General features: G+C 63.1%; 25 protein-coding genes. 10 read left to right on the top strand and 15 right to left on the bottom strand.

What is annotated here, in order from left to right; all coding sequences use genetic code 11:
• Positions 1-147 precede the first annotated feature (147 nt).
• On the bottom strand, positions 148-1,347 hold the full coding sequence (tyrS, locus tag M2D63_RS10865; protein WP_285862890.1) for a tyrosine--tRNA ligase: 1,200 nt from the start codon (positions 1,345-1,347) through the stop codon (positions 148-150).
• 209 nt (positions 1,348-1,556) lie between these two features.
• Between tyrS and M2D63_RS10860 the strand changes: the two genes are divergently transcribed.
• Positions 1,557-3,014: a peptidoglycan DD-metalloendopeptidase family protein gene (locus tag M2D63_RS10860; protein WP_285862889.1), complete on the top strand. Its 1,458-nt coding sequence runs from the start codon at positions 1,557-1,559 to the stop codon at positions 3,012-3,014.
• A 3-nt stretch (positions 3,015-3,017) separates the two neighbouring features.
• On the top strand, positions 3,018-4,109 hold the full coding sequence (locus M2D63_RS10855; RefSeq protein WP_285862887.1) for an anhydro-N-acetylmuramic acid kinase: 1,092 nt from the start codon (positions 3,018-3,020) through the stop codon (positions 4,107-4,109).
• A gap of 60 nt (positions 4,110-4,169) precedes the next feature.
• Here M2D63_RS10855 and erpA read toward each other — a convergent pair whose 3' ends face one another.
• Both erpA and argC read right to left on the bottom strand, forming a co-directional pair.
• Entirely contained in the window at positions 4,170-4,520 is a 351-nt protein-coding gene (erpA, locus tag M2D63_RS10850; RefSeq protein ID WP_285862886.1) for an iron-sulfur cluster insertion protein ErpA, read from the bottom strand.
• 158 nt (positions 4,521-4,678) lie between these two features.
• Positions 4,679-5,713, bottom strand: coding sequence for an N-acetyl-gamma-glutamyl-phosphate reductase (argC, locus tag M2D63_RS10845; protein WP_285862885.1), 1,035 nt, complete (start codon positions 5,711-5,713; stop codon positions 4,679-4,681).
• Positions 5,714-5,855: 142 nt separating this feature from the next.
• On the opposite strand from argC, the gene hemJ reads away from it, so the two are divergent.
• The 6 genes from hemJ (at position 5,856) to M2D63_RS10815 (ending at position 10,264) form a co-directional block, all read left to right on the top strand.
• Entirely contained in the window at positions 5,856-6,281 is a 426-nt protein-coding gene (gene hemJ, locus M2D63_RS10840; RefSeq protein ID WP_285862884.1) for a protoporphyrinogen oxidase HemJ, read from the top strand.
• Positions 6,282-6,314: 33 nt separating this feature from the next.
• Complete coding sequence (locus tag M2D63_RS10835; RefSeq protein WP_285862883.1) at positions 6,315-7,271, top strand: nitronate monooxygenase family protein; 957 nt, start codon at positions 6,315-6,317, stop codon at positions 7,269-7,271.
• Between the two features lie 47 nt (positions 7,272-7,318).
• Complete coding sequence (locus tag M2D63_RS10830; RefSeq protein ID WP_285862882.1) at positions 7,319-8,092, top strand: SDR family oxidoreductase; 774 nt, start codon at positions 7,319-7,321, stop codon at positions 8,090-8,092.
• A 71-nt stretch (positions 8,093-8,163) separates the two neighbouring features.
• Positions 8,164-8,502, top strand: coding sequence for a histidine triad nucleotide-binding protein (locus M2D63_RS10825; protein WP_285862881.1), 339 nt, complete (start codon positions 8,164-8,166; stop codon positions 8,500-8,502).
• A 65-nt stretch (positions 8,503-8,567) separates the two neighbouring features.
• Positions 8,568-9,215 (top strand): 2-polyprenyl-3-methyl-6-methoxy-1,4-benzoquinone monooxygenase, encoded by a 648-nt coding sequence (gene coq7 / locus M2D63_RS10820; protein ID WP_285862880.1) that lies wholly within the window; start codon positions 8,568-8,570, stop codon positions 9,213-9,215.
• 8 nt (positions 9,216-9,223) lie between these two features.
• A complete protein-coding gene (locus tag M2D63_RS10815) occupies positions 9,224-10,264 on the top strand; it encodes a DUF2157 domain-containing protein (protein ID WP_285862879.1) in 1,041 nt (346 codons plus the stop codon).
• Between the two features lie 49 nt (positions 10,265-10,313).
• Here M2D63_RS10815 and M2D63_RS10810 read toward each other — a convergent pair whose 3' ends face one another.
• Positions 10,314-10,736 (bottom strand): OsmC family protein, encoded by a 423-nt coding sequence (locus M2D63_RS10810; protein WP_285862878.1) that lies wholly within the window; start codon positions 10,734-10,736, stop codon positions 10,314-10,316.
• 191 nt (positions 10,737-10,927) lie between these two features.
• Between M2D63_RS10810 and crp the strand changes: the two genes are divergently transcribed.
• On the top strand, positions 10,928-11,572 hold the full coding sequence (gene crp / locus M2D63_RS10805) for a cAMP-activated global transcriptional regulator CRP (RefSeq protein WP_285862877.1): 645 nt from the start codon (positions 10,928-10,930) through the stop codon (positions 11,570-11,572).
• Here crp and M2D63_RS10800 read toward each other — a convergent pair.
• The 4 genes from M2D63_RS10800 to M2D63_RS10785 are packed head-to-tail and all read right to left on the bottom strand — an operon-like array spanning position 11,569 to position 14,823.
• Positions 11,569-12,273, bottom strand: coding sequence for a lipoyl protein ligase domain-containing protein (locus M2D63_RS10800; protein ID WP_285862876.1), 705 nt, complete (start codon positions 12,271-12,273; stop codon positions 11,569-11,571). The two genes, crp and M2D63_RS10800, sit on opposite strands and share 4 nt — an antisense overlap.
• Before the next feature lie 52 nt (positions 12,274-12,325).
• Positions 12,326-13,174: an indole-3-glycerol phosphate synthase TrpC gene (gene trpC / locus M2D63_RS10795; RefSeq protein ID WP_285862875.1), complete on the bottom strand. Its 849-nt coding sequence runs from the start codon at positions 13,172-13,174 to the stop codon at positions 12,326-12,328.
• The gene (gene trpD, locus M2D63_RS10790; RefSeq protein ID WP_285862873.1) at positions 13,171-14,220 is read right to left on the bottom strand and encodes an anthranilate phosphoribosyltransferase; all 1,050 of its coding nucleotides are present in this window, start codon (positions 14,218-14,220) and stop codon (positions 13,171-13,173) included. Before trpD ends, trpC begins: the two co-directional genes overlap by 4 nt.
• 9 nt (positions 14,221-14,229) lie before the next feature.
• The gene (locus M2D63_RS10785) at positions 14,230-14,823 is read right to left on the bottom strand and encodes an aminodeoxychorismate/anthranilate synthase component II (protein WP_285862871.1); all 594 of its coding nucleotides are present in this window, start codon (positions 14,821-14,823) and stop codon (positions 14,230-14,232) included.
• Between the two features lie 386 nt (positions 14,824-15,209).
• On the opposite strand from M2D63_RS10785, the gene estP reads away from it, so the two are divergent.
• Complete coding sequence (estP, locus tag M2D63_RS10780; protein ID WP_285862870.1) at positions 15,210-17,132, top strand: esterase EstP; 1,923 nt, start codon at positions 15,210-15,212, stop codon at positions 17,130-17,132.
• Positions 17,133-17,174: 42 nt separating this feature from the next.
• Here estP and trpE read toward each other — a convergent pair whose 3' ends face one another.
• The 7 genes from trpE to M2D63_RS10745 form a co-directional block, all read right to left on the bottom strand.
• Positions 17,175-18,656: an anthranilate synthase component I gene (trpE, locus tag M2D63_RS10775; protein ID WP_285862869.1), complete on the bottom strand. Its 1,482-nt coding sequence runs from the start codon at positions 18,654-18,656 to the stop codon at positions 17,175-17,177.
• Positions 18,657-18,725: 69 nt separating this feature from the next.
• Positions 18,726-19,544 (bottom strand): phosphoglycolate phosphatase, encoded by an 819-nt coding sequence (locus M2D63_RS10770; protein ID WP_285862868.1) that lies wholly within the window; start codon positions 19,542-19,544, stop codon positions 18,726-18,728.
• On the bottom strand, positions 19,541-20,215 hold the full coding sequence (gene rpe / locus M2D63_RS10765) for a ribulose-phosphate 3-epimerase (protein WP_285862867.1): 675 nt from the start codon (positions 20,213-20,215) through the stop codon (positions 19,541-19,543). Before rpe ends, M2D63_RS10770 begins: the two co-directional genes overlap by 4 nt.
• Before the next feature lie 180 nt (positions 20,216-20,395).
• Entirely contained in the window at positions 20,396-21,223 is an 828-nt protein-coding gene (locus M2D63_RS10760) for an ABC transporter permease (RefSeq protein WP_285862866.1), read from the bottom strand.
• Between the two features lie 11 nt (positions 21,224-21,234).
• Positions 21,235-22,482, bottom strand: a complete 1,248-nt coding sequence (locus M2D63_RS10755; RefSeq protein WP_285862865.1) for an ABC transporter permease — start codon at positions 22,480-22,482, stop codon at positions 21,235-21,237.
• A gap of 64 nt (positions 22,483-22,546) precedes the next feature.
• Complete coding sequence (locus M2D63_RS10750) at positions 22,547-23,578, bottom strand: ABC transporter substrate-binding protein (protein WP_285862864.1); 1,032 nt, start codon at positions 23,576-23,578, stop codon at positions 22,547-22,549.
• Between the two features lie 40 nt (positions 23,579-23,618).
• Positions 23,619-24,743: an ABC transporter ATP-binding protein gene (locus M2D63_RS10745; RefSeq protein WP_285862863.1), complete on the bottom strand. Its 1,125-nt coding sequence runs from the start codon at positions 24,741-24,743 to the stop codon at positions 23,619-23,621.
• Between the last annotated feature and the right edge of the window lie 114 nt (positions 24,744-24,857).

The raw sequence follows: 24,857 nt of genomic DNA, 5'->3' as shown, positions 1-24,857 counted from the left end.
TGAAACGTTCAACTCGTTGATTCTCAAGGAGTTTTCCGTTTCGACTGCGCCGGAAGTGGGGCGAATTATAGAGAGATAAAACGGGGCGTCAAGGGCTGATTTCAAAGTATTTCAAATCAGCCTGCGCCCCACTCTATATAGGCAGTGTTACTCCGCCTTCAGGGTGATGCGTGCAAACGCCTTTTTCCCCGCCTGGCAGACATGGGTAGCGCCAATAGCAAAGACAAAGCCGCGATCGACCACCTCACCATCAACCCGAACACTACCAGCAGCCAGCAGGTCACGAGCAGCAGCCGAGTTCTTCACCAGGCCCGCCTTGTTGAGCACAGCGGCGATCGGCATGTCTTCAGCGGCCAGTACCTCGACCTCCGGCAGGTCTTCCGGCAGCTCGCCTTCCTTCATGCGGTTACCGGCCGCACGATGCGCGTTGGCCGCAGCTTCTTCACCATGGAAGCGCGCAACGATCTCTTCAGCCAGCTTGATCTTGATGTCGCGCGGGTTCGCACCGGCATCGACGTCGGCGCGGAACGCATCGATCTCTTCCATCGAGCGGAAGCTCAGCAGCTCGAAGTAACGCCACATCAGGGTGTCAGGGATCGACACCAGCTTGCTGTACATGACGCCCGGCGCTTCCTGGATACCGACATAGTTACCCAGCGACTTGGACATCTTCTTGATGCCATCCAGACCTTCGAGCAGCGGCATGGTCACGATGTTCTGAGCTTCCTGGCCATAGGCACGCTGCAACTCGCGCCCCATGAGCAGGTTGAACTTCTGGTCGGTACCGCCCAGTTCGACGTCGGCCTTGAGCGCCACCGAGTCGTACCCCTGCACCAGCGGATAGAGGAACTCGTGAATGGCGATCGGCTGGTTGGTGGTATAGCGCTTGTCGAAGTCGTCGCGCTCGAGCATGCGCGCCACGGTGTACTGCGAAGCCAGGCGAATGAAGTCGGCCGGAGTCAGCTTGTCCATCCAGGTGGAGTTGAACGCAACCTCGGTCTTGGCCGGGTCGAGAATCTTGAACACCTGCTGCTTATAGGTCTCGGCGTTTTCCAACACCTGCTCGCGGGTCAGCGGCGGACGCGTGGCGCTCTTGCCGCTCGGGTCACCGATCATGCCGGTGAAGTCGCCGATCAGGAAGATCACCTGATGCCCCAGATCCTGGAACTGGCGCAGCTTGTTGATCAGGACGGTATGCCCCAGGTGCAGGTCGGGCGCCGTCGGGTCAAAGCCCGCCTTGATCCGCAGCGGTTGCCCGCGCTTGAGCTTCTCGACCAGTTCGGACTCAACCAATACCTCTTCCGCACCACGCTTGATCAGCGCTAGCTGCTCTTCAACCGACTTCATAACAGACCCGCAAGGCTCAGATTCAAAGGGCCCCAACCATACAAGATCAGCCATCAATTACAAGTTTTAGCCCGGAATGTGACCCCGTAGCCGACTGATGACGTCTGCGCGCTTGCACTGAAAGGGATTTGGTTATATTTTATACAGTTATTTCATCTTCATCATGTCATTCATCTTTTCCATTTCATCTTTTTCAAGCCAGTTCATCTATGACCAACGAACCGCCTAAAGCGCCCCCGCTTTATCCGAAGAGCCATCTGTTGGCCGCCAGCGGCATCGCCGCCTTACTCAGCCTGGCCTTGCTGGTGTTTCCCTCCAGCGAGGTAGAAGCCAAGAAAACCACCCTGAACCTGGAACTGGAGCTGGAGAGCCCTGCCGAGCAGCTCAAGCAGGAACCGAGCGCGCCACTGGCCCAGAACACAGACGCGTCCAGCGACTCGCCGTTCGCCCAGATCGACAACAGTGCCGCAGCGACCGAGGAAACCGCCAAGGTCGAGCCTGCATCTGCGCCCGCACCGCAGGCTGAAGCCGCGCCTGCGGCAAAAGTTGCTGCGGCCAAGGAACCGAGCCACCGTGAGGTGACTGTCAGCCGTGGCGACACCCTGTCGACCCTGTTCGCCAAGGTCGGCCTGCCAACTGCCGCCGTGCATGAAATACTGGCCAGCAACAAGCAAGCCAAGCAGTTCAGCCAGCTCAAGAACGGCCAGGTGCTGCAGATCGAACTGGACAAGGACGGTCAACTGACCAGCCTGCACAGCAAGGTCAGCAACCTGGAAACCATTCGCCTGACCAAGACCGCAAACGGTTACGCCTTCAACCGCGAGATCAGCAAGCCGGTCATGCGCTCGGCCTATGCCCACGGCACGATCAAGAGCTCGCTGTCGGCTTCCGGCCAGCGCGCCGGCCTGCCACACAACCTGACCATGGACCTGGCGAAGATCTTCGGCTACGACATCGACTTCGCCCAGGACATTCGCCATGGCGACGAATTCGACGTGATCTACGAACAGAAGGTCATGGATGGCAAGGTGGTCGGCACCGGTAACATCCTCTCCGCGCGCTTCACCAACCGCGGCAAGACCTTCAGCGCCGTTCGCTACACCAACAAGCAGGGCAATACCAACTACTACACCGCTGACGGCAACAGCATGCGCAAGGCCTTCATCCGCACCCCGGTTGACTTCGCCCGCATCAGCTCGCGCTTCTCGGCGGGGCGCAAGCACCCGATCCTCAACAAGATCCGCGCCCACAAGGGCGTCGACTACGCCGCGCCACGTGGCACGCCGATCAAGGCAGCCGGTGACGGCAAGGTGCTGCTGGCCGGTCGTCGCGGTGGCTACGGCAACACCGTGATCATCCAGCACGGCAACCGCTACCAGACCCTCTACGGACACATGCAGGGCTTCGCCAAGGGCGTGAAGACCGGCGGCACCGTCAAGCAGGGCCAGGTCATCGGTTATATCGGCACCACCGGCCTGTCGACCGGTCCACACCTGCACTACGAGTTCCAGGTCAACGGCGTGCATGTCGATCCGCTGGGGCAGAAGCTACCGATGGCCGACCCGATCGCCAAGGCCGAGCGCCAGCGCTTCATGCAACAAACCCAGCCCCTGGTTGCCCGCATGAACCAGGAAAAAGCGACCATGCTCGCTTCCAACAAGCGCTAAGCGATGGCGCTCTATCTGGGTGTGATGTCCGGGACCAGCCTCGATGGCCTGGACATCGCCTTGATCGAACAGGAGCAGCACACCCGGCTGCTCGCTACACACTACATTCCCATGCCCGCCAGCCTGCGCCAGGACCTGCTGGACCTGTGCGCCAGCGGTGCCGACGAGATCGCCCGCGCGGCCCTCGCCGAAGCGCAGTGGGTACGCCTGGCGGCCCAGGGCATCGAGCACCTGCTGGCGGCGCAAAACCTCAAGCCCGCGGATATCCGCGCCATCGGCAGCCACGGCCAGACCATTCGCCATGAGCCGGCGCGCGGCTTCACCGTACAGATCGGCAACCCGGCGCTGCTGGCCGAACTGACCGGCATCTGCGTGGTGGGTGATTTCCGTCGTCGCGATGTGGCCGCGGGCGGCCAGGGCGCACCCTTGGTCCCGGCCTTCCATGAAGCGCTGTTCGAACACCAGGGCGAGCGCCTGGCCGTATTGAACGTCGGCGGCTTCAGCAACCTGAGCCTGATCGAGCAGGACAAGCCGGTCAGCGGCTTCGACTGCGGCCCCGGCAATGTGCTGCTCGATGCCTGGATACACGAGAAGCAGGGCCAAGGCTATGACGCCAATGGCACCTGGGCCGCCAGCGGGCAGGTCAACGCGGGCCTGCTCGCAGCCCTGCTCAGCGACCCGTTCTTCGCCGGCACTGGCCCCAAGAGCACGGGTCGTGAGGTGTTCAACCTGCCGTGGCTCAAGCATCACCTGACCGCACAGCCGCTGATTGCCGATGCCAACGTCCAGGCCACCCTGCTGGAGTTGACCGCTCACAGCATTGTCAGCTCCCTGCAGGCCGCCCAGGTGGCTACCCAGGCGCTGCTGGTCTGTGGTGGCGGCGCCCATAACGGCGCGCTGATGGCTCGCCTGGCCACCCTGCTGCCTGCTGCCCGGGTGAGCAGCACCGCCGCCCTGGGTATCGATCCGGACTGGGTCGAGGCCATGGCCTTCGCCTGGCTTGCCCACTGCTGCCTGCAGGGCATACCCGGCAACCGCCCCAGCGTCACCGGCGCCCGCGGCCTGCGAGTGCTCGGCGCGATCTACCCGGCCTGACCCGCACATAGCAAAACGCCGCGCATAAGCGCGGCGTTTGCGGTGCAACCTGCCCTGCGATCAGATCGAGAACGAAGAACCGCAACCACAGGTGGTGGTGGCGTTCGGGTTCTTGATAACGAAACGCGAGCCTTCCAGGCCTTCCTGGTAATCCACTTCGGCTCCTGCCAGGTACTGGAAGCTCATTGGATCGACGACCAGGGCCACGCCTTCACGCTCGACGATGGTGTCGTCTTCGGCGACGTCCTCATCGAAGGTGAAACCGTATTGAAAACCCGAGCAACCGCCGCCGGTCACGAACACTCGCAACTTCAGGCGATCATTGCCTTCCTCATCGACCAGGGTCTTCACCTTGTGCGCTGCACCCTCAGTGAACTGCAATGCCAGAGGGGTGAAGGATTCGACGCTCATGCTGACTATCTCCCGGCGCTATGCCGCCATAATGCGTGATGACGCGCATTATCCGCTTCCCCGAGAAAATCGGTCAACAATTGTGCGGCTTTCGTCTGCCCTGCGTCGCCAAAAACAACAAGGCCCGCACAAGGCGGGCCCGTTGACAGCTGGCTGTCTTATGGCAGCAAGCCCGCATGGGACAGGCCCAGGCGCTCATCCAGGCCGAAGAGGATGTTGAGGTTCTGTACCGCCTGGCCCGATGCGCCTTTGACCAGGTTGTCGATCACCGACAGCACCACCACCAGGTCGCCGCCCTGCGGCCGATGCACGGCAATGCGGCAGACGTTGGCGCCGCGCACGCTGCGGGTTTCCGGATGGCTGCCGGCGGGCATTACGTCGACGAACGGTTCATCGGCATAACGCTTCTCGAACAGCGCCTGCAGGTCGACCGAGGTGTCGGCGACGGTGGCGTACAAGGTCGAGTGAATGCCGCGGATCATCGGGGTCAGGTGCGGAACGAAGGTCAGGCCGACGTCACCGCCTGCGGCCCGGCGCAGGCCCTGGGTGATTTCCGGCAGGTGGCGGTGGCCCTTGACCGCATAGGCCTTCATGCTTTCACCGGCTTCGCAGAACAGCGAGCCGACGGAAGCACCGCGACCGGCACCGCTGACCCCGGACTTGCAGTCGGCGATCAGGCGCGAAGCGTCGGCGATGCCGGCTTCGAGCAGGGGCAGGAAGCCCAGCTGGGTAGCGGTCGGGTAGCAACCCGGCACGGCAATCAGGCGCGCCTGGCGGATCTGCTCGCGATTGACCTCCGGCAGGCCGTAGACCGCATCCTTGAGCAGTTCCGGCGCGCCATGGGGCTGGCCGTACCATTTAGCCCACTCATCGGCATCCTGCAGGCGGAAGTCGGCGGACAGGTCGATGACCTTGGTGCCGGCAGCCAGCAGTTCGCCCGCCAGGGCATGGGCGACACCGTGCGGAGTGGCGAAGAACACCACGTCGCAGGCCGCCAGGGTTTTCACGTCCGGTACGCTGAACGCCAGGCCGTCATAGTGGCCGCGCAGGTTCGGGTACATGTCGGCAACGGCCAGGCCTGCTTCGGATCGCGAGGTAATGACCGCAACCTCTGCCTGTGGATGCTGTGCCAACAGACGCAACAGCTCGACCCCGGTGTAACCCGTGCCGCCAACAATACCGACCTTGACCATAACGCGTGCCCCTTATCAACGAACCGACTGGAAAGCCCACGATGATAGGGATCCTGCAACACGCTCACAACTGTTGAGATGGCCCGCCAGGCCCTCAGCCTCTACTATCTGACGACCGTGAACCCTGAAGGAACTCAACCCCATGCTTTACCTTTGGATCAAAGCCCTGCACATCGTCAGCGTGGTCTGCTGGTTTGCCGGCCTGTTCTACCTGCCACGGCTGTTCGTCTACCACGCCCAGAGCCAGGACAGCATCAGCCAGGAACGCTTCGTGACCATGGAGCGCAAGCTCTACCGCGGCATCATGGGCCCGGCGATGATCGCCACCTTCATCTTCGGCATCTGGCTGCTCAGCCTGACCCCGGGCTTCCTCAGCCAGGGCTGGATGCACGCCAAGCTCACCCTGATCGTCCTGCTCACCGGTTATCACCACATGTGCGGTGCCCAGCTCAAGCGCTTCGCCCGCGGTGAAAACACCCGCAGCCATGTCTATTACCGCTGGTTCAATGAAGTCCCCGTGGTGATCCTGCTCGGTATCGTCATCCTGGTGGTGGTCAAACCGTTCTAATCTCAGTTATCACTCAGCCTCGGGAAGCCCGTCATGTCATTGCCTGCCCTGCTCGAACACCGCTTGCGCCTGCCGGTGGTTGCGGCGCCGATGTTTCTGATCTCCAACCCGCAACTGCTGCTGGCCTGCTGCGCAGGCGGCGTGGTGGGCAGCTTCCCGGCACTGAACCAGCGCGACAGCGCAGGCTTCAAGGCCTGGCTGGAGGAAGTCGAAGCGGGCCTTGCGCTGCTGGACAATCCTGCGCCTTACGCCGTCAACCTGATCGTCCACCAGAGCAACCCGCGCTTGCAGGCAGACCTGGCGATCTGCGTCGAGCACAAGGTACCGATCGTGATCACCAGCCTCGGCGCGGTGAAGGAACTGGTCGACGCGGTGCACAGCTACGGCGGGCTGGTGTTCCATGACGTCACCACCCGCCGGCATGCGGAGAAAGCTGCCGAAGCCGGCGTCGATGGCCTGATCGCCGTAGCCGCCGGGGCTGGCGGCCATGCCGGCACCTGGAGCCCGTTTGCCCTGGTCGCCGAGATCCGTCAGTTCTTCGACAAGACCCTGCTGCTGGCCGGCTGCCTGAACCGTGGCCACGAAATCTTCGCCGCACAACTGCTTGGCGCCGACCTCGCCTACCTCGGCACGCGCTTTATCGCCACCCACGAAAGCCGCGCGCCAGATGCCTACAAGGAAATGATGCTGGGCGCCAAGGCCGCCGATATCATCCACACCGCCGCCGTTTCCGGAGTGCCGGCCAGCTTCATGCGCCAGAGCCTGGAGAATGCCGGCTTCGACATGGCGGCCCTGCGCGGCAATCTCGAAACCAAGCTCAAACCCATCCACGACGAGGCCAAGGCCTGGAAAACGGTGTGGTCCGCCGGGCAAGGCGTCGGCGCCATCGACGAACTGTGCCCTGCCGCCGAACTCATCGCCCGCCTGGATGCCGAATACCGCCAGGCGCAAGCCGCTGCGAGCGCCCTGGGCCAGCGCTGGCCCGGCTGATTCCTGTAAACTGGACGTTTCGACCCTATCCCCCTCTGGAGTACTGCATGACCCGTTACGCCATGATCACCGGTGCCTCCAGCGGTCTGGGCCTGGCGCTGGCCGAGGCCCTGGCGCGTCGGGGACGCAATCTGATCCTGGTGGCGCGGCAGCGCGACCTGCTCGAACCCATCGCCATCGAGTTGACCCAGCGCTTTGGCGTCGAGGTGCTGTTCCGTGCCTGCGACCTGGGCGAACCGCTGCGCCTGTCGGGGTTCCTGCTGGAGCTGGAGGAAAGCGATCGACAGATCGATCTGCTGGTCAACTGCGCCGGCATTCGCTCCTACGGCCCGTTCCTGGCCCAGGAGTGGGCTGATGAACAGGACCTGATCGAGGTGAACATCCTCGCCCTGACCCGCCTCTGTCACGCGCTGGGCAATGCCATGGCGGTCCAGGGTGGTGGGCAAATCCTCAATGTCGCCTCGCTGGCCGCCTTCGCTCCCGGCCCGTGGATGGCCAGCTATGCCGCCAGCAAGGCCTATGTGCTGCACTTCTCCGAAGCCCTGCGTGAAGAACTCAAGCGCACCGGCATCAAGGTCTCTGTGCTGTGCCCAGGACCGGTTCGCTCGCCATTGCGGCGCATTCCCCGCCTGGACAAGGGCAAGCGCAGCCTGAGCCCCGAGGAAGTGGCGCTGTACACCGTTCGCGCCCTGGACAAGAACCGCGCGCTGATCATTCCCGGTCGACGCAACCGCTGGCTGGCCTTCAGCCCCCGGCTACTGACACGCTGGATGGCGCGCAAGCTGGCCGGCGCCATCAACCAGGCCTATTGCCCACGCTGAGCGTACGGGACTGGGCGTCGGCGCCCGGCCTGAGTACACTCAGGCCCGATCACTCTCATGGAGCAACCGTAGTGGATACTCTGTTCACCAAGATCATCAACCGGGAGATCCCGGCCAAGATCATCTACGAGGACGACCAGGTCCTGGCCTTCCACGATATCGCCCCACAGGCGCCAGTGCACTTTCTGGTCGTCCCGAAAAAGCCGATCCGCACCCTCAACGACCTGACCGAAGAGGACAAGGGACTGGCCGGGCACATCCTGTTCACCGCCCAGCGCCTGGCCAAGGAACTGGGTTGTGAAGACGGCTTCCGTGTGGTCATGAACTGCAACGAGCAGGGTGGCCAGACCGTCTACCACATCCACATGCACGTGCTGGGTCAGCGCCAGATGCACTGGCCGCCGGGCTGATCCAGGGCAAGCCCGATCATCTCGATTGCGGTAAACTGTCGGGCACATTCTTGCGGAGGTGCCCGATGGCTACCGAACGTCACTATTCGCCGCTCGACCGCTTGTTGCTGCAGGCCGACACCGCCATGCGCACCTTGCTGCCCTTCAGCGGCCACCCTTCCCGCCCCTCCCCGGCGATCATCCAGCCGGACGCCGATCTGGACGACACCCAGACCCGCCACGTGGCCGGCTTGATGCGCATCAACCACACCGGTGAAGTCTGCGCCCAGGCGCTGTACCAGGGCCAGGCACTGACGGCCAAGTTGCCGCAGGTGCGCAAGGCCATGGAACACGCCGCCGAGGAAGAAATCGACCATCTAGCCTGGTGCGAGCAGCGTATCCGTCAGCTCGGCAGCCATCCCAGCGTGCTCAATCCGTTGTTCTATGGCATGTCGTTCGGCATCGGCGCCCTCGCCGGCCTGGTCAGCGACAAGGTCAGCCTGGGTTTCGTCGCCGCCACCGAACATCAGGTGTGCAAGCACCTGGACGAGCACCTGGAGCAGATTCCGAACGAGGATGAAAAATCCCGGGCCATTCTCGAACAGATGCGTATCGACGAAGAACAACACGCCGAATCGGCCCTCGAGGCTGGCGGCTTCCGCTTCCCGGCCCCGGTGCGCTTTGGCATGAGCCTGATGGCCAAGGTCATGACCAAGAGCACCTACCGCATCTAGGACACGCCATGACAGAACGCTTCGATGCCAAGGATCTGGCCCGCGCTGTCAGCGCCGGCGTTCTCAACCCTGGCCAGGACCAGGCCCTGCTCGAGTTTCTCAAGCGCCAGCCCGCCACGCAGGCCAGCTTCCAGCTGGCCCATGTAGCCTTCTACTTCGGTGCCCTGCTGATCATGGGCGCCATGGGCTGGCTGCTCAGCGAAGCCTGGATGCGCATCGGCGACAGCGCATTGCTGCTGATCGCCCTGGCCTACATTGGCGGCCTGACCCTGGCGGGGCTGCTGATGCAGCGGCGCGGCCAGACCATCCCCGCCGGCGTGCTCGGCGCGGTTGCGGTCAGTATCGTGCCCCTGGCGGTATTCGCCGTGGAGCGCCTGACCGGCTTCTGGCCACTGGACGACAGCCAGGGCAACTACCACAACTACTACACCTACGTGCAGGGCGGCTGGTTGCTGATGGAAGCGGCAACGGTGCTCGCCGGCCTGCTGATGCTGCGCCTGATTCCCTTCCCGTTCATTGTGATGCCGATTGCCGTGGCGCTATGGTTCATGTCCATGGACCTGAGCGAATGGGTCTACGGTGACGCCTTCAACTGGGATCAGCGGCGCACGGTTTCGCTGTGGTTCGGCCTGGCCCTGCTCGTGGTGTTCCTGCTGGTCGATGGCCGTACCCGCCAGGACTACGCCTTCTGGGGCTACCTGGCCGGATTGCTGGCGTTCTGGCTGGGCCTGACCCTGATGGACAGCGATAGCGAGCTGGGCAAGGCACTGTATTGCCTGGTCAACCTTGGCCTGATGGCCCTCGCCGTACTGCTGCGCAGGCCAGTGTTCATGGTTTTCGGTGCCATGGGCGTGGCCGCGTACCTGGGCTACCTGTCGTACGAAGTGTTTGCCGAATCCTTGCTGTTCCCGCTGGTGTTGACCCTGATTGGCCTGGGGGTCATCGGCCTTGGCCTGTTCTACCAGAAACACCGCGAGCGCTTGAGTGCGCGCCTGCGCGCGCAACTGCCGGCCGGCCTGCTGCAACTGCTGCCGGGATTGCGCCGCTGAGCGCTGGACACAACAAAACAAAAGGGCCCTTGATGGGCCCTTTGTTCAATCAACCCAGTTCGACGATCTCGTAACTGTGGGTGATTTCAACACCCGCCCGCCCGAGCATGATCGAGGCCGAGCAATACTTCTCTGCCGACAGCTCGACCGCACGCTTGACCTGGGCTTCCTTCAGGCCACGGCCCTTGACCACGAAGTTCAGGTGGATCTTGGTAAACACCTTGGGATCTTCAGTGGCGCGCTCGGCTTCCAGGAAGGCCTCGCAGCTTTCCACCGCCTGGCGGGACTTCTTCAGGATGCTGACCACATCGAAGTTGCTGCAGCCACCCAGGCCCAGCAGGAGCATTTCCATGGGCCGTACACCCAGGTTACGCCCACCGGCATCGGGCGGACCGTCCATGACCACGACATGGCCACTGCCTGATTCGCCCAGAAACATGGCTTCACCTGCCCACTGGATACGCGCCTTCATCACCCGGACTCCACTTGCTTGAAAAAAGGCTGCCAGCTTAGACCCAGACGGCCCCGTGGAAAAGCTCAAGCGTACGAGTAAATCTGCCGATACAACGACAAGTGTCTGATAAGCTGACGCCAAATCACTGGCGCCAGGCGCCAGGCACTCTATAAAAGTGATGAAGCGTCGCCTCTTACCGGGATTCAGCCATGGTTGCATCAGCCCTTTCAGCCAAGATCAAAAACATCGACAAGCTGCTCGCGCATTGCCAGCGGCGTCGTTACGCCGCCAAGAGCAACATCATCTGCGCTGGCGACACGGCCGATACCCTGTCGTTCATCGTCAAGGGCTCGGTCACCATCCTGATCGAGGACGATGACGGCCATGAGATGATCATTGCCTACCTCAACAGCGGTGATTTCTTCGGCGAGCTGGGGCTGTTCGAGCCCACCGGGCAGGAACAGACACGCAGCGCCTGGGTACGAGCCAAGAGCGAATGTGAAGTGGCGGAAATCAGTTACGACAAGTTTCGCGAGCTGGCGCGCCAGGACCCGGACATTCTCTACGCCCTGGGCAGCCAGATGGCCCAGCGCCTGCGCAATACCACGCGCAAGGTCGGCGACCTGGCCTTCTTCGATGTCACCGGGCGTGTCGCCCGTTGCCTGCTGGAGCTGTGCAAGCAGCCCGACGCCATGACCCATCCCGACGGTATGCAGATCAAGATCACCCGCCAGGAAATCGGCCGCATCGTGGGCTGCTCGCGGGAGATGGTCGGCCGCGTGCTCAAGGATCTTGAAGAACGCAGCCTGGTTCACGTCAAAGGCAAGACCATGGTGGTCTTCGGTACCCGTTAATCCCGGGCGATACCCTCGATCACCTGGGCGTAGGCACTGCCGAGGCGTTCGAGCAGCGGCGCTTGTGGAACCACTTCATGCAGGGCGATGTGACTGTCGGCCAGGCAGCGCTGCTCCAGATCGCAACATTCGTTGAAGCGGTTGACCGCGGCCACCATCGACTTGCGCTCGTTATCCAGCAGCAGGGCGCCATGCACCAGCACCACCGGACGCTTGCCACCCAGCCCCTGGCGCCAGCGCTGGGCCGTGCCGACCAGCTTGCGACCGTTGAGGTTAACGTTGTACCGACCATCGCAGAACGCCCCTTCGATCTCCCCGACCGAAGCCAGCCCACCCCACTCGCGCAACACATCGCACAAGGGCAGGCACAGACGTTCATAAGCATTCTCGATGCGGCCGTGGTCGCCCTCGCTGCGCGGCGCCACATAGACCAGGGCGATATTGATCACCGCAGGCGACTGCGGCACCGGCTCACCGCCGGTTTCGCGCAACAGCACCGGCCAGCCACCGATGGCAAGTTCGACGCAGGCTGCCTCGAAGCCCTCCAGGCGGCTCATGCGTCGCGGCATGACCAGGGCGCGATCGGTCGGTCGCCAGAACAACAGGCCATGGTCCTTTTCACCCTTGCACACCGCCGCCAGCAGATCCTGTTCGGCATGCAGGCCGGCCTCGACAGTCACATCCAGTATTTGATCAGTCATCACAGCAACCTTGTAGGTACAAAAAAGCCGGCAATGCCGGCTTCAACGTGAATCACTCCGGATCTTGCACCGGGTTATTGACTGGGATATGCACCTCACGCTCAGGGAAAAACAGGCGCTGCAGTTCCAGGCCCGGGTTCTGGGCACGCATGAAGGCTTCGCCCACCAGGAACGAGTAGACCTCGTTGATTTCCATCAGCTCGACATCGGCCCGGGTGAGAATGCCGCTCTCGGTAATGGCCAGGCGATCACGGGGAATGCGCGGCAACAAGTCGAGGGTGGTTTCCAGGCTGACGTCGAAGGTGTGCAAGTTGCGGTTGTTGACGCCGACCAGCGGGGTGTCGAGGGTCTTCAGGGCACGCTCCAGCTCGTCGCCGTCGTGAACCTCGACCAGCACGTCCAGGCCAACGCTTTTGGCCGTGGCGGCCAGTTCGGCCATCTTCACATCGTCCAGCGCGGCAACGATCAGCAGCACACAGTCGGCGCCCAGGGCGCGGGCTTCGACGATCTGGTAAGGATCGATCATGAAGTCCTTGCGGATCACCGGCAGCTTGCACGCGGCACGCGCCTGCTGCAGGTAGAGGTCGGCACCCTGGAAGTAGTCGACGTCGGTCAGCACCGACAGGCAGGTCGCACCGCCCTTCTCGTAGCTGACGGCAATCTCGGCCGGCACGAAGTGCTCGCGGATCACGCCCTTGCTCGGCGAAGCCTTCTTGATCTCGGCGATCACCGCCGGCTGCTTGCGCTTGGCCTGCTCGATCAGCGCCTTGGCAAAACCACGTGGGGCATCGGCCGTTTTAGCCAACTGCTCGAGTTCTGCCAGGCTGACCCGGGCACTGCGCTCGGCAACTTCTTCAACCTTGCGGGCGAGGATCTTTTCCAGCACCGTCGGTACACTCATGCTTCATTCTCCACCTTGAATACCGCGGTAAAGGCGCCCAGCTCCTGCAGCTTCTCCCAGGCCAGCCCGGTGTGCAGAACGTCGTGGGCCAGTTCCACACCGGCTTTGAGACTCATCGCGTGGTCGGCGGCATAGAGCGCCGCACCAGCGTTGAGCACGATCATTTCGGCGGCCTTCTGGCCGTTCTCGGTCTTGCGTCGGCTCAGCGCATCACGGATCAGCTCCAGCGATGCCTCTGGGCCTTCGACCGCCAGGCCATGCAGACTCTGGCTCTTCATGCCGAGGTCTTCCGGCTCGACCCAGTACTCGGTGATCTGGTCATTCTTCAGTTCGGCGACGAAGGTCGGTGCGGCCAGGCTGAACTCATCCAGGCCATCCTTCGAATGCACCACCAGCACATGCTTGCTGCCCAGGCGCTGCAGCACCTCGGCCAGTGGGCGGCACAGGGCCTGGGTGAAGACCCCGACCACCTGGTGCTTCACGCCGGCCGGATTCGTAAGCGGACCGAGCATGTTGAACAAGGTGCGCAGACCCAGCTCGCGACGCGGGCCGGCAGCGAACTTCATGGCCTTGTGATGGGTCTGGGCGAACATGAAACCGATGCCGAGGCTGTCGATGCAGCGGGCAACCTGCACGGGGGTCAGGTTCAGGTAGATACCGGCGGCCTCCAGCAGATCGGCGCTGCCGCTCTTGCCGGAGACGGCACGGTTGCCGTGCTTGGCCACCGTACAACCTGCCGCCGCCAGGACGAAGGCCGAGGCGGTGGAGACGTTGAAGATGTTGGCGCCATCGCCACCGGTGCCGACGATATCGACCACGCCGTCGAGGGTCTGCAGCTCGACCTTGTCGGCCAGCTCGCGCATTACCGACACCGCGCCGACGATCTCGTCGATGCTCTCGCTCTTCATGCGCATGCCCATCAGGAAGGCGCCGATCTGCGCTTCGCTGCATTGGCCGGTCATGATCTCGCGCATGACGTCACGCATTTCTTCGGTGCTCAGGTCCAGATGGCCGACGATGCGGCTGAGCGCGCTCTTGATATCCATGATCGATCCTTAGCGGCGGCCGCCGGTCTGCTTGAGGAAGTTGGCGAACAGCTCGTGGCCCTGTTCGGTGAGGATCGACTCGGGGTGGAACTGTACCCCTTCGATGTTCAGGGTCTTGTGGCGCAGGCCCATGATCTCGTCCACCGAACCGTCTTCGAAGGCGGTCCAGGCGGTCAGCTCCAGGCAGTCGGGCAAGGTTTCGCGCTTGACCACCAGCGAGTGATAGCGGGTGACGGTCAGCGGGTTGTTGAGGCCGGCGAATACACCCTGGTCCTTGTGGAACACCGGGCTGGTCTTGCCGTGCATCACCTGGCGGGCGCGCACCACATCGCCACCGAACGCCTGGCCGATGGACTGGTGGCCCAGGCAGACGCCCAGGATCGGCAGCTTGCCGGCGAAATGCAGGATGGCCTCCAGCGACACGCCGGCTTCGGTCGGGGTGCAAGGGCCGGGAGAAACGACGATGCGCTCGGGGTTCAGGGCTTCGATCTGGGCGATGGTCAGTTCGTCATTGCGAATGACCTTGACCTCTGCACCCAGCTCGCCGAGGTACTGCACGACGTTGTAGGTGAAGGAGTCGTAGTTGTCGATCATCAGTAACATCTGGGTTCAACCTCTTGCATCGACTGACTTTGATGATATGCCTTGCGTACCAAGGGCGTACGCAGACCGCTCTGTGTGCGACGGTGCAGTGACAGCGACAGCGGTTTGAGAAAGGCAAAGCGGTACTGGGCCGGAAGATCCGGCAGGAGATAAAGTCAGGCGCGCCAACGCCAACGGGCGTGGGCCTTGATAACGCGCATCAAGAGTTTGCTGACGATCAACACGGGGTAGGTCTCGTTCATACGTTCCCGCACAGTAGCCTACCGCAGCGGTACGCGCAATATGACGGAGGCATGCCGAAACGCTTTATCGATGGAAGACCGGCGCAATGCTTTGCTAACGTCCCTGGGCGTCATCCGATAACAACAACGAAAAAGGATCTTGCGATGTTGAAAGCGCGTTCGCTATTACCCTGTGCTTTTTCCCTGCTGGCCCTGGCCTGCTCCAGTGCCATTGCCAGCCCTTCCCCCTACTCCACCCTGATCGTGTTTGGCGACAGCCTCAGCGATGCCGGCCAGTTCCCCGACAGCAATGGCCCGGCAGGCTCCGTGCAGCGCTTCACCAATCGGGTCGGCCCGAGCTACGGCAATGGAGAACCGTTCGCCGCCGTGTCGCCCATGCTGCTGGGCACCCAGCTGGGGATCTCACCGACAGAACTGGGCGCCTCCACCTCCCCGGTCAATGCCGCACTGGGCTTGCCCGACGGCAACAACTGGGCAGTCGGTGGTTATCGCACCGACCAGATCCTCGACTCGATCACCGGCACCTCCGATGTGGTGATACCCCCGGGTAATCCCGGCGCCGGGACTGTGCTGCGGGAACGCCCGGGCTACCTGGCCGGTGGCCTGCGTGCCGATCCCAATGCCCTCTACTACCTGACCGGCGGCGGCAACGATTTCCTCCAGGGCCGTATCACCAGCCCGGCAACGGCAGCGGCGGCAGCAAATCGCCTGGCCGCCAGCGCCCAGGCCCTGCAGCAGGCGGGCGCCAACTACATCATGGTCTGGCTGCTGCCCGACCTGGGCCTGACCCCGGCGATCAGCGGCACGCCCCAGCAAGGCGCGGCCTCGCAGTTGAGCAGCCTGTTCAACCAGCAACTGATCGGCCAGCTGGCGCAAATCGATGCACAGGTCATCCCCCTGAACGTGCCCCTGCTGCTCCAGGAAAGCCTGGCCAACCCGGAACAGTTCGGCCTGGCCAGCGGGCAGAACCTGGTCGGCACCTGCTTCAGTGGCAATGGCTGCCGGGAAAACCCGCTGTATGGCATCAACAGCGCCACCCCGGACCCAAGCAAGCTGCTGTTCAATGACGGGGTTCACCCCACCAGCGCGGGCCAGGATCTGATTGCGGACTACGCCTTTTCAATTCTCTCCGCCCCCTGGGAACTGACGTTGCTTCCGGAAATGGCCCACGCCAGCCTGCGCGCCCACCAGGATGAACTGCGCAACCAGTGGCAAGGCAAGTGGCAAGCGGTTGGCCAGTGGCAGGCCATTGTCGCCGCCGGTGGACAGGACCTGGATATCGACAGCCAGCGCAGCTCGGCCAGCGCTGACGGCCACGGCTACAACCTGACCCTGGGCGGCAGTTATCGCCTGGATGCCGCCTGGCGCCTGGGCGTCGCGGTCGGCGCCTATCAACAGAAGCTGGAAGCGGGCGAGCAGGACTCCGACTACAAGCTCGACAGTTACCTGGCAACCGCCTTCGCCCAGTTCCAGCAGGACCGCTGGTGGGCCGACGCCACCCTGACCGGCGGCCACCTGGATTACAGCGACCTGAAGCGAGCCTTCGCCCTGGGCGTCAACGATCGCACTGAAAAGGGCGATACCAATGGCGAGCTCTGGGCCTTTGCCGCGCGCCTGGGTTATGACCTGGCCGCCCCTGGCAGCGAATGGAGCCTGTCACCCTTCGTCAGCGCCGACTATGCACGGGTGGAAGTCGATGGCTATGCCGAGAAAGGCACCCGCGCCACCGCGCTGAGCTTCGACGACCAGGATCGCGAGTCGCGACGCCTGGGTGTGGGATTGCAAGGCAAGTACCAGGCGGCGCCAGCCACGCTGCTGTTTGCCGAGCTCGCTCACGAACACGAGTTCGAGGACGATCGCCAGGACCTGGGCATTCATCTCAACAGCCTGCCGGGCAATGACTTCACCCTGACCGGCTACACACCGCAGAGCAACATGGACCGGGCAACGCTCGGTATCAGCCAGACCCTGGCGCCGGGGCTGGCCCTGCGCGGCAGCTACAACTGGCGCAAGAGCGATGAGCTGACCCAACAGGGGATCAACCTGGCCGTCAGCCTGGACTTCTGAGCCCCAAAAAAAACGGCGCCCACCTGGAGCGCCGTTTTTTCATCAACTGCGTGGCGTCTGTTCCGCCAGCGCCACCGCGCGGAACATGGCCCGGCGCTTGTTGATGGTTTCTTCCCATTCCAGGGCCGGCACCGAGTCGGCAACGATGCCGCCACCCGCCTGCACATGCAGTTCACCGTCCTTGATCACCGCGGTACGAATGGCAATCGCGGTGTCCATGTTGCCGTTCCAGGCGAAGTAACCGACGGCCCCGCCGTAGACCCCGCGCTTGACCGGCTCCAGTTCGTCGATGATTTCCATGGCGCGGATCTTCGGCGCCCCGGACAAGGTCCCGGCCGGCAGGATGGCACGCAGTGCATCCATGGCACTGAGGCCCTGCTTCAACTCGCCGGTGACGTTGGAGACGATGTGCATGACGTTGGAATAACGCTCGATCACCATTTTCTCGGTGACCTTGACCGAGCCTGTCTCCGATACCCGCCCGGTGTCGTTGCGACCCAGGTCGATCAGCATCAGGTGCTCGGCGATTTCCTTGTCGTCCGACAGCAGGTCCTCTTCCAGCGCCCGATCCGCTTCCTCGGTGGCGCCCCGTGGCCGGGTACCGGCGATCGGGCGGACGGTGACCAGGTTGTCTTCGACGCGCACCAGCACTTCCGGCGAGCTGCCGACCACATGGAAGTCGCCGAAGTTGAAGAAGTACATGTACGGCGTCGGGTTGAAGCAGCGCAGCGCCCGGTACAGGTCGATGGGCGCGGCCTTGAAGTCGATGGACATGCGCTGGGACGGCACTACCTGCATGCAGTCACCGGCCAGGATGTACTCCTTGATGGTATCGACCGCGCGCTCGTAGTCGCTCTGGGTAAAACTGGAACGGAAGGCCGGCTCGGCAGCGGGCGGGCCGCCCAGTTCCAGGCCACGACGCGGGGTGATCGGCTGGCGCAGTTGCTCCAGCAGTGCTTCCAGGCGCGCCAGGCCGTTTTCGTAGGCCTGCTCCCGGGCAGGGTCGACCAGCACGATCGCGTGCATCTTGCCCGCCAGGTTGTCGAACACCACCACGGCATCGGAAACCATCAGCAGGATGTCCGGTACGCCCAATGGATCGGGGTTCGGGCACTTGCCCAGACGGCGCTCGACATAGCGCACGCAGTCATAGCCGAAGTAACCGACCAGACCACCGTTGAAGCGCGGCAGGCCGGCGATGGTCGGCACCTTGTAGCGGTCCTTGAAGCTTTCGACGAAAGCCAGCGGGTCTTCGACCTCGTGGGTTTCGATCTCTTCACCGTCGTGGGTGATCCGCACCTGGTGATCATGCACCCGCATCACGGTGCGGCACGGCAGACCGATGATCGAGTAACGCCCCCACTTCTCGCCGCCCTGCACCGATTCGAGCAGGTAGGAGTTGGGTTGGTCAGCCAGTTTCAGGTAGATCGACAACGGCGTGTCGAAGTCGGCCAGGGTTTCGCAGGCCAGGGGAATGCGGTTGTAGCCGGCAGCGGCCAGGCGCAGGAATTCTTCGCGGGTCATGATAGCCTCGTGGCAAGCAGCAATGGGGTCAGGCAGGCAAACGGGCCGGCAACGGCCGGCAGACCAACGTCAGGCGCGCCAACGCCAGCGGGCCAGGGCCTTGATGACTTTCATCCAGAGTTTGCCGGATACCGCCACGATGGAATCTCGATCTGAGGGGGGATTAACGTCCGTCAACGTTATCCCAGTGGCCGGTTCTAAGCAACCTGGCAACAGTGCACGCAGGTCGTCGATTACCAGGCACGGGGCTTCCTCGCTGATCGGTCGCCCGTGGTTGTAGCCATAGGTGAGGCCCACGCATTTGACTCCAGCGGCCTTGGCGGCCAGTACATCGCTGCGCGAGTCGCCAACGAACAGGGCCTGTTCGGCCGGCACGTTGGCCATTTTCATCACGAACAGCAGGGCTGCCGGGTCGGGTTTCTTCTGCGGCAAGGTATCGCCGCCGATGATCCAGCGAAAGTAACGACCGATCTTCATCTGGTCGAGCAAGGGGCCAACGAAGCGTTCCGGCTTGTTGGTGATCAGGGCCATTTCCACGCCCTGCTTGTGCAGCCACTTGAGGGTGTCGCGCACACCGGGGTAGACCACGGTCAGTTCATGGCTCTCGGCATAGGCCTGCATGAACAGTTCAAGGCCCTGTTCCGCTTCGTCGTCATCGACTGAAGCATGGTCCAGGCCGCCGGCCAGGGCCCGGCGCACCAGCACCGGAGCCCCATTGCCGACCCAGTGGCGTACCGCCTCAAGGCCTGCGGGCTTGCGCCCCATTTCGAGCAGCATGCGATCCACCGCCGCCGCCAGGTCCGGTACCGAGTCGATCAGGGTACCGTCCAGATCGAACATCACCAGCCTGGGCAATGCGCCGGGAAACAGCTGCTCGAAGCCACTCATGGGCGGGCCAGGGCCAGTTCGGCATGCATCTTGGCGATGACTTCCTGGTAGTTCGGGGCGTTGAAGATCGCCGAGCCTGCAACGAAGGTGTCAGCACCGGCCGCGGCGATCTCGCGAATGTTGTTCACATTCACGCCACCGTCGATTTCCAGGCGGATATCGCGACCGCTGGCATCGATCAGCGCACGGGCTTCACGCAGCTTGTCGAGGGTGGCGGGGATGAACTTCTGGCCGCCGAAGCCCGGGTTGACGCTCATCAACAGGATCATGTCGACCTTGTCCATCACGTACTTGAGGGTGTCGAGCGGGGTGGCCGGGTTGAACACCAGGCCGGCCTTGCAGCCGCCGTCGCGAATCAACTGCAGCGAACGATCGATGTGCAGGCTGGCTTCCGGGTGGAAGGTGATGTAGCTGGCGCCGGCTTCGATGAAGTCGCCGATGATGCGATCGACCGGGCTGACCATCAGGTGCACGTCGATCGGCGCGGTGATGCCGTACTTGCGCAGGGCGGTGCAGACCATCGGGCCGATGGTCAGGTTCGGCACGTAGTGGTTGTCCATGACGTCGAAGTGAACGATGTCGGCACCTGCGGCCAGCACGTTATCGACTTCCTCGCCCAGGCGGGCGAAGTCGGCAGAAAGAATGGAGGGGGCAATAGCGTAGGGCTGCATGGCGCACCTTAGGGCAAAATCACGGTGGCGCGCATTGTACCTCAGGGAAGCGGCCAAGGGCTGACCGGTATCAAACCGTACGACAGATGTCTCCTACATCCCATCGCGGGGCAAGCCCGCTCCTACAGGTAGGAGCGGCGGTGCGACGACTCGACTTGCCCCGCGATCAGGCCCGCCAGATCAACCCGGCTGCTGGGTGCGCAGCTTCTCGCTACGCCCGCGCAGCCATTCCAGGGTCAGCAACAGCAGCACCGAGAAGGCAATCAGCAAGGTCGCCGCGGCGGCGATGGTCGGGCTGAGGTTCTCGCGGATACCGCTGAACATCTGCCGTGGCAGGGTCGCTTGTTCGGGGCCGGCGAGGAACAGGGTCACCACCACTTCGTCGAACGAGGTGGCAAAGGCGAACAAGGCGCCGGAGATCACTCCCGGGGCAATCAGCGGCAAGGTCACCCGGCGGAAGGTCGTCAGCGGCGAGGCGCCGAGGCTGGCGGCTGCACGCACCAGGTTGTGGTTGAAACCCTGCAAGGTCGCCGACACGGTGATGATGACGAACGGCACACCCAGCACGGCATGCACCAGGATCAGCGAGATGAAGCTGTTACCCATGCCCAGCGGGGCGAAGAACAGGTAGCTGGCAACACCGATGATCACCACCGGCACCACCATGGGCGAAATCACCAGGGCCATGATCAGCGACTTGCCGGGAAAGTCCCCGCGGGTCAGACCGATCGAGGCCAGGGTGCCGAAGACCATCGCCAGTACCGTGGCCGCCGGGGCGACGATGATGCTGTTCTTCAAGGCCCGCATCCACTCCGCCGAGGCGAAGAAGTCGTGGTACCACTGCAGCGAGAAGCCCTGTAGCGGGTACACCAGGAAGCTGCCCGAGTTGAACGACAACGGAATGATCACCAGCACCGGCAGTACCAGGAACAACAGGATCAGCCCGCAAAGGATGCGCAAGCTGTAGAACCAGACCCGCTCGACGGGCGACATGTAGGGGCTCAGCATGACAACGCTCCTCAGCTCAGACGCAGGCGGCTGGCGCCGACCAGCCAGCTATAGATCAGGTACAACAGCACGGTAGCCAGCAACAGCAGACCGCCCAGCGCAGTGGCCATGCCCCAGTTGATGCTGGTGTTGGTATAGAAGGCCACGAAGTAGCTGACCATCTGGTCGTTGGGGCTGCCGAGCAGCGCCGGGGTGATGTAGTAGCCGATGGCCAGGATGAACACCAGCAGGCAACCGGCGCCTACACCGGCGTAGGTCTGCGGGAAGTACACCCGCCAGAAGCTGGCAAATGGATGGCAACCCAGGGAAATCGCCGCACGCATGTAGGTCGGCGAGATGCCTTTCATCACGCTGTAGATCGGCAGGATCATGAACGGCAGCAGGATGTGGACCATGGAGATGTACACACCGGTGCGGTTGAACACCAGCTCCAGCGGCTTGTCGATGATCCCCAGGGCCATCAGCGCGCTGTTGATCAGGCCACCGGACTGCAGCAGCACGATCCAGGCCGCGACCCGCACCAGGATCGAGGTCCAGAACGGCAGCAGCACCAGGATCATCAGCAGGTTGCTTTGCCGGGTCGGCAGGTTGGCCAGCAGGTAGGCCAGCGGGTAGGCCAGCACCAGGCAGATGGCGGTGATCACGAAGCCCATCCACAGGGTGCGGGTAAAGATGTCCAGGTAAATGGCCTGGTCCGGGGTGGCCTTGGCCAGCTCGCCAAGGTCATCGATGCGATGATCCAGGGCCGCCAGCAGGTAGAACGGGGTGACGCTACTGGTGTTACGGCGGATGGCCTGCCAGTAGGCCGGATCGCCCCAGCGCTCGTCCAGTTCCTGCAGGGCGTCCTTATAGGAGGCCGGCTCGGTCTTGAACGGCAAGGCGCGGGCGGTCTTGGCCAGCAGGCTGCGATAGCCGGCCAGCTCCATGTTCAGGCGTTTGGAGGTATCGCCCAGGGTCTGGTTCTTGCGTGCCTGGCCGAGGTCTTCACTCAGTGCCTTGTACACCGGCTCACTGGGCAGACCCTTGCCATCCCACTGTGCCACCGCCTCGACGGTCTTCGGCAGGCCGGTGACGACTTCCGGGTTACCGACGCTCTTGTAAAGCAGCGCGGCGATAGGCACCAGGAAAACCAGCAGCAGGAACAGCGCCAGCGGCGCAATCAGGGCCTGCGCTTTCCAGCGGTTGACCCGCTCGGCATGGGCCAGGCGCTGCTTGAGGGTGGATCCGGCGCCTTCTTTGAGGGGCACTGCGATGGCCATAGCGAACTCCGAAATCTTGAGAACAGGGAGCGTCGGCAACGCGCCGACGCTCCATCAGCCAACCTTACTTGGCGGCCCAGGCGTTGAAGCGTTGCTCCAGCTGCTCGCTGTTGTCAGCCCAGAAGGCGACGTCGATCTGCACCTGGTTGGCAATGTTCTCCGGGGTGGTCGGCATGTCTTTCTTGATGGTGTCGGACAGCAGGCTCACCGCCTTGGAATTGGCCGGACCGTAGGCAATGTTCTCCGAGTAGGTCTTCTGCTGCTCGGGCTGGACCGAGTAGGCGATGAACTTCTTCGCCGCCTCTACGTCCTTCGCCCCTTTCGGAATGGCCCAGGCGTCGAAGTCGTAGATGCCGCCGTTCCAGACGACCTTGAGGTTGCTCTCTTTCTGTACCGCGGCGATACGGCCGTTGTAGGCCGAGCTCATGACCACGTCACCCGAGGCCAGGTATTGCGGCGGCTGGGCGCCGGCTTCCCACCACTGGATGCTCGGCTTGAGTTCGTCGAGTTTCTTGAAGGCACGGTCCTGGCCTTCCTTGGTGCCGAGCACCTTGTACACATCCTTGGGCGCCACGCCATCGGCCATCAGGGCGAATTCCAGGGTGTACTTGGCGCCTTTGCGCAGGCCACGCTTGCCCGGGAATTGCTTGGTGTCCCAGAAATCGGCCCAGCTGGTCGGTGCGGTTTTCAGCTTGTCGGCGTTGTAGGCCATGACCGTGGACCAGACGAAGAAGCCCACGCCGCACGGCTGGATAGCGCCAGGCACATAGTCGCCCTCGTTGCCGAACAGGGCCGGATCGAGCTCTTCGAACATGCCTTCATCGCAACCACGGGCCAGCTCCGGCGATTCGACTTCCACCAGGTTCCAGGACACGCTCTTGGTGTCGACCATGGCTTTGACCTTGGCCATTTCACCGTTGTACTCGCCGGCGACGATCTTGCCGTTGCCTGCCTTCTCCCATGGCTCGTAGAACGCTTTGACCTGGGCGGCCTTGTTGGCGCCGCCGAAGGAGATCACGGTGAGGTCGGCAGCCACGGCCTGGGCTGCCGCAAAGATACCCACTGTCAGGGCGGTCAACTTCAAGTGTTTGAGCATTATTATTCTCTCCACAGTACAGGGTTGGTGAAGCAAACCTTCAATTGGCTTCCTGGATCGGATCGAGCGCGCGGGCGTGTTCGACCTCCCAGCCAAGCGGTACCACATCGCCCACGGCCAGGGCCGGGTCGAGTTCGGCAATCGGCTGCTTCACGAAGAAATCGGCCTTGCCGCAGACTTCCAGGCGCACCCGCACGTGGTCGCCCAGGTAGATGAATTCGGCCACCCGGCCGGAGAAGCGGTTGACGCAGCTTTCGCTGTGGCCGTTGAGGCGCACGCGCTCGGGACGGATCGACAGGGTCACCGGTTCGCCGGTCTGGCCGACATTCACCGCCAGCGCCTCGACCTTCTCGCCACGCGCCAGCTGCACATGGCAACGGTCGCCGTCCTGGCTGATCAGGCGGCCGTTGATGCGGTTGTTCTCGCCAATGAAGTTGGCCACGAAGGTGTTCTTCGGCTCTTCGTAGAGGGTCCGCGGGTCGGCGATCTGCTGGATCTCACCCTGGTGGAACACCGCCACGCGATCGGACATGGTCAACGCCTCGCCCTGGTCGTGGGTCACGTAGACCACGGTGACGCCCAGGCGCTGGTGCAGGTGCTTGATTTCCATCTGCATGTGTTCGCGCAGTTGCTTGTCGAGGGCGCCCAGCGGTTCGTCCATCAGCACCAGCTGTGGCTCGAACACCAGCGCCCGGGCCAGGGCCACACGCTGCTGCTGGCCGCCGGACAACTGGCCCGGGTAGCGTTTGGCGAAGGCGTCGAGCTGGACCATGTTGAGCACGCGCTTGACCCGCTCGCTGATGTCGGTCTTGCTCAGGTTGCGCACGGTCAGGGGGAACGCCAGGTTCTCGGCCACGGTCATGTGCGGGAACAGGGCGTAGTTCTGGAACACCATGCCGATGTCGCGCTTGTGCGGCGGCACGTTGTTGATCGAACGGCCAGCCAGCTGGATCTCGCCGGCGGTCGGCGTTTCGAAGCCGGCCAGCATCATCAGGCTGGTGGTCTTGCCGGAGCCGGACGGGCCGAGCAAGGTCAGGAACTCGCCTTTGCGAATATCCAGGTTGAGGTCTTTGACGATCAGCGACTCGCCGTCGTAGCTCTTCTGCACACCACGGAAGCTGACCAGCACTTCGCCGGCTGCAGCGCTCGAATTCACCTCACTCATACCTGTACCTTCTTGTTGGATGACTGCCGTTGTCACAGCCTAGAGAAGGTGCAAGCCCCCGGAAATCGGGGGTGGAGAGAGATTGATATCAGCCGCATGGAAGGTTTGGGGTAG

The organism is Pseudomonas sp. BJa5, assembly GCF_030272875.2.
In the GTDB taxonomy this organism is placed as follows: Bacteria; Pseudomonadota; Gammaproteobacteria; order Pseudomonadales; family Pseudomonadaceae; genus Aquipseudomonas.
The sequence above is the reverse complement of the archived record's forward strand: the minus strand, read 5'-3'. Positions and strand labels throughout refer to the sequence as shown.

What these genes read in the sequence shown, in the direction of transcription:
- trpD (WP_285862873.1), bottom strand. Translation starts at nt 14,220, where the DNA reads ATGGATATCAAGAGCGCGCTCAGCCGCATCGTCGGCCATCTGGACCTG.
- trpE (WP_285862869.1), bottom strand. Translation starts at nt 18,656, where the DNA reads ATGACCCGCGAAGAATTCCTGCGCCTGGCCGCTGCCGGCTACAACCGC.
- M2D63_RS10810 (WP_285862878.1), bottom strand. Translation starts at nt 10,736, where the DNA reads ATGAAGGCGCGTATCCAGTGGGCAGGTGAAGCCATGTTTCTGGGCGAA.
- M2D63_RS10760 (WP_285862866.1), bottom strand. Translation starts at nt 21,223, where the DNA reads ATGCTGAGCCCCTACATGTCGCCCGTCGAGCGGGTCTGGTTCTACAGC.
- M2D63_RS10815 (WP_285862879.1), top strand. Translation starts at nt 9,224, where the DNA reads ATGACAGAACGCTTCGATGCCAAGGATCTGGCCCGCGCTGTCAGCGCC.
- M2D63_RS10855 (WP_285862887.1), top strand. Translation starts at nt 3,018, where the DNA reads ATGGCGCTCTATCTGGGTGTGATGTCCGGGACCAGCCTCGATGGCCTG.
- M2D63_RS10800 (WP_285862876.1), bottom strand. Translation starts at nt 12,273, where the DNA reads ATGACTGATCAAATACTGGATGTGACTGTCGAGGCCGGCCTGCATGCC.
- crp (WP_285862877.1), top strand. Translation starts at nt 10,928, where the DNA reads ATGGTTGCATCAGCCCTTTCAGCCAAGATCAAAAACATCGACAAGCTG.
- M2D63_RS10785 (WP_285862871.1), bottom strand. Translation starts at nt 14,823, where the DNA reads ATGTTACTGATGATCGACAACTACGACTCCTTCACCTACAACGTCGTG.
- M2D63_RS10745 (WP_285862863.1), bottom strand. Translation starts at nt 24,743, where the DNA reads ATGAGTGAGGTGAATTCGAGCGCTGCAGCCGGCGAAGTGCTGGTCAGC.
- rpe (WP_285862867.1), bottom strand. Translation starts at nt 20,215, where the DNA reads ATGCAGCCCTACGCTATTGCCCCCTCCATTCTTTCTGCCGACTTCGCC.
- M2D63_RS10755 (WP_285862865.1), bottom strand. Translation starts at nt 22,482, where the DNA reads ATGGCCATCGCAGTGCCCCTCAAAGAAGGCGCCGGATCCACCCTCAAG.
- M2D63_RS10860 (WP_285862889.1), top strand. Translation starts at nt 1,557, where the DNA reads ATGACCAACGAACCGCCTAAAGCGCCCCCGCTTTATCCGAAGAGCCAT.
- trpC (WP_285862875.1), bottom strand. Translation starts at nt 13,174, where the DNA reads ATGAGTGTACCGACGGTGCTGGAAAAGATCCTCGCCCGCAAGGTTGAA.
- M2D63_RS10830 (WP_285862882.1), top strand. Translation starts at nt 7,319, where the DNA reads ATGACCCGTTACGCCATGATCACCGGTGCCTCCAGCGGTCTGGGCCTG.
- erpA (WP_285862886.1), bottom strand. Translation starts at nt 4,520, where the DNA reads ATGAGCGTCGAATCCTTCACCCCTCTGGCATTGCAGTTCACTGAGGGT.
- coq7 (WP_285862880.1), top strand. Translation starts at nt 8,568, where the DNA reads ATGGCTACCGAACGTCACTATTCGCCGCTCGACCGCTTGTTGCTGCAG.
- hemJ (WP_285862884.1), top strand. Translation starts at nt 5,856, where the DNA reads ATGCTTTACCTTTGGATCAAAGCCCTGCACATCGTCAGCGTGGTCTGC.
- argC (WP_285862885.1), bottom strand. Translation starts at nt 5,713, where the DNA reads ATGGTCAAGGTCGGTATTGTTGGCGGCACGGGTTACACCGGGGTCGAG.
- M2D63_RS10770 (WP_285862868.1), bottom strand. Translation starts at nt 19,544, where the DNA reads ATGAGTGGCTTCGAGCAGCTGTTTCCCGGCGCATTGCCCAGGCTGGTG.
- M2D63_RS10750 (WP_285862864.1), bottom strand. Translation starts at nt 23,578, where the DNA reads ATGCTCAAACACTTGAAGTTGACCGCCCTGACAGTGGGTATCTTTGCG.
- estP (WP_285862870.1), top strand. Translation starts at nt 15,210, where the DNA reads ATGTTGAAAGCGCGTTCGCTATTACCCTGTGCTTTTTCCCTGCTGGCC.
- tyrS (WP_285862890.1), bottom strand. Translation starts at nt 1,347, where the DNA reads ATGAAGTCGGTTGAAGAGCAGCTAGCGCTGATCAAGCGTGGTGCGGAA.
- M2D63_RS10835 (WP_285862883.1), top strand. Translation starts at nt 6,315, where the DNA reads ATGTCATTGCCTGCCCTGCTCGAACACCGCTTGCGCCTGCCGGTGGTT.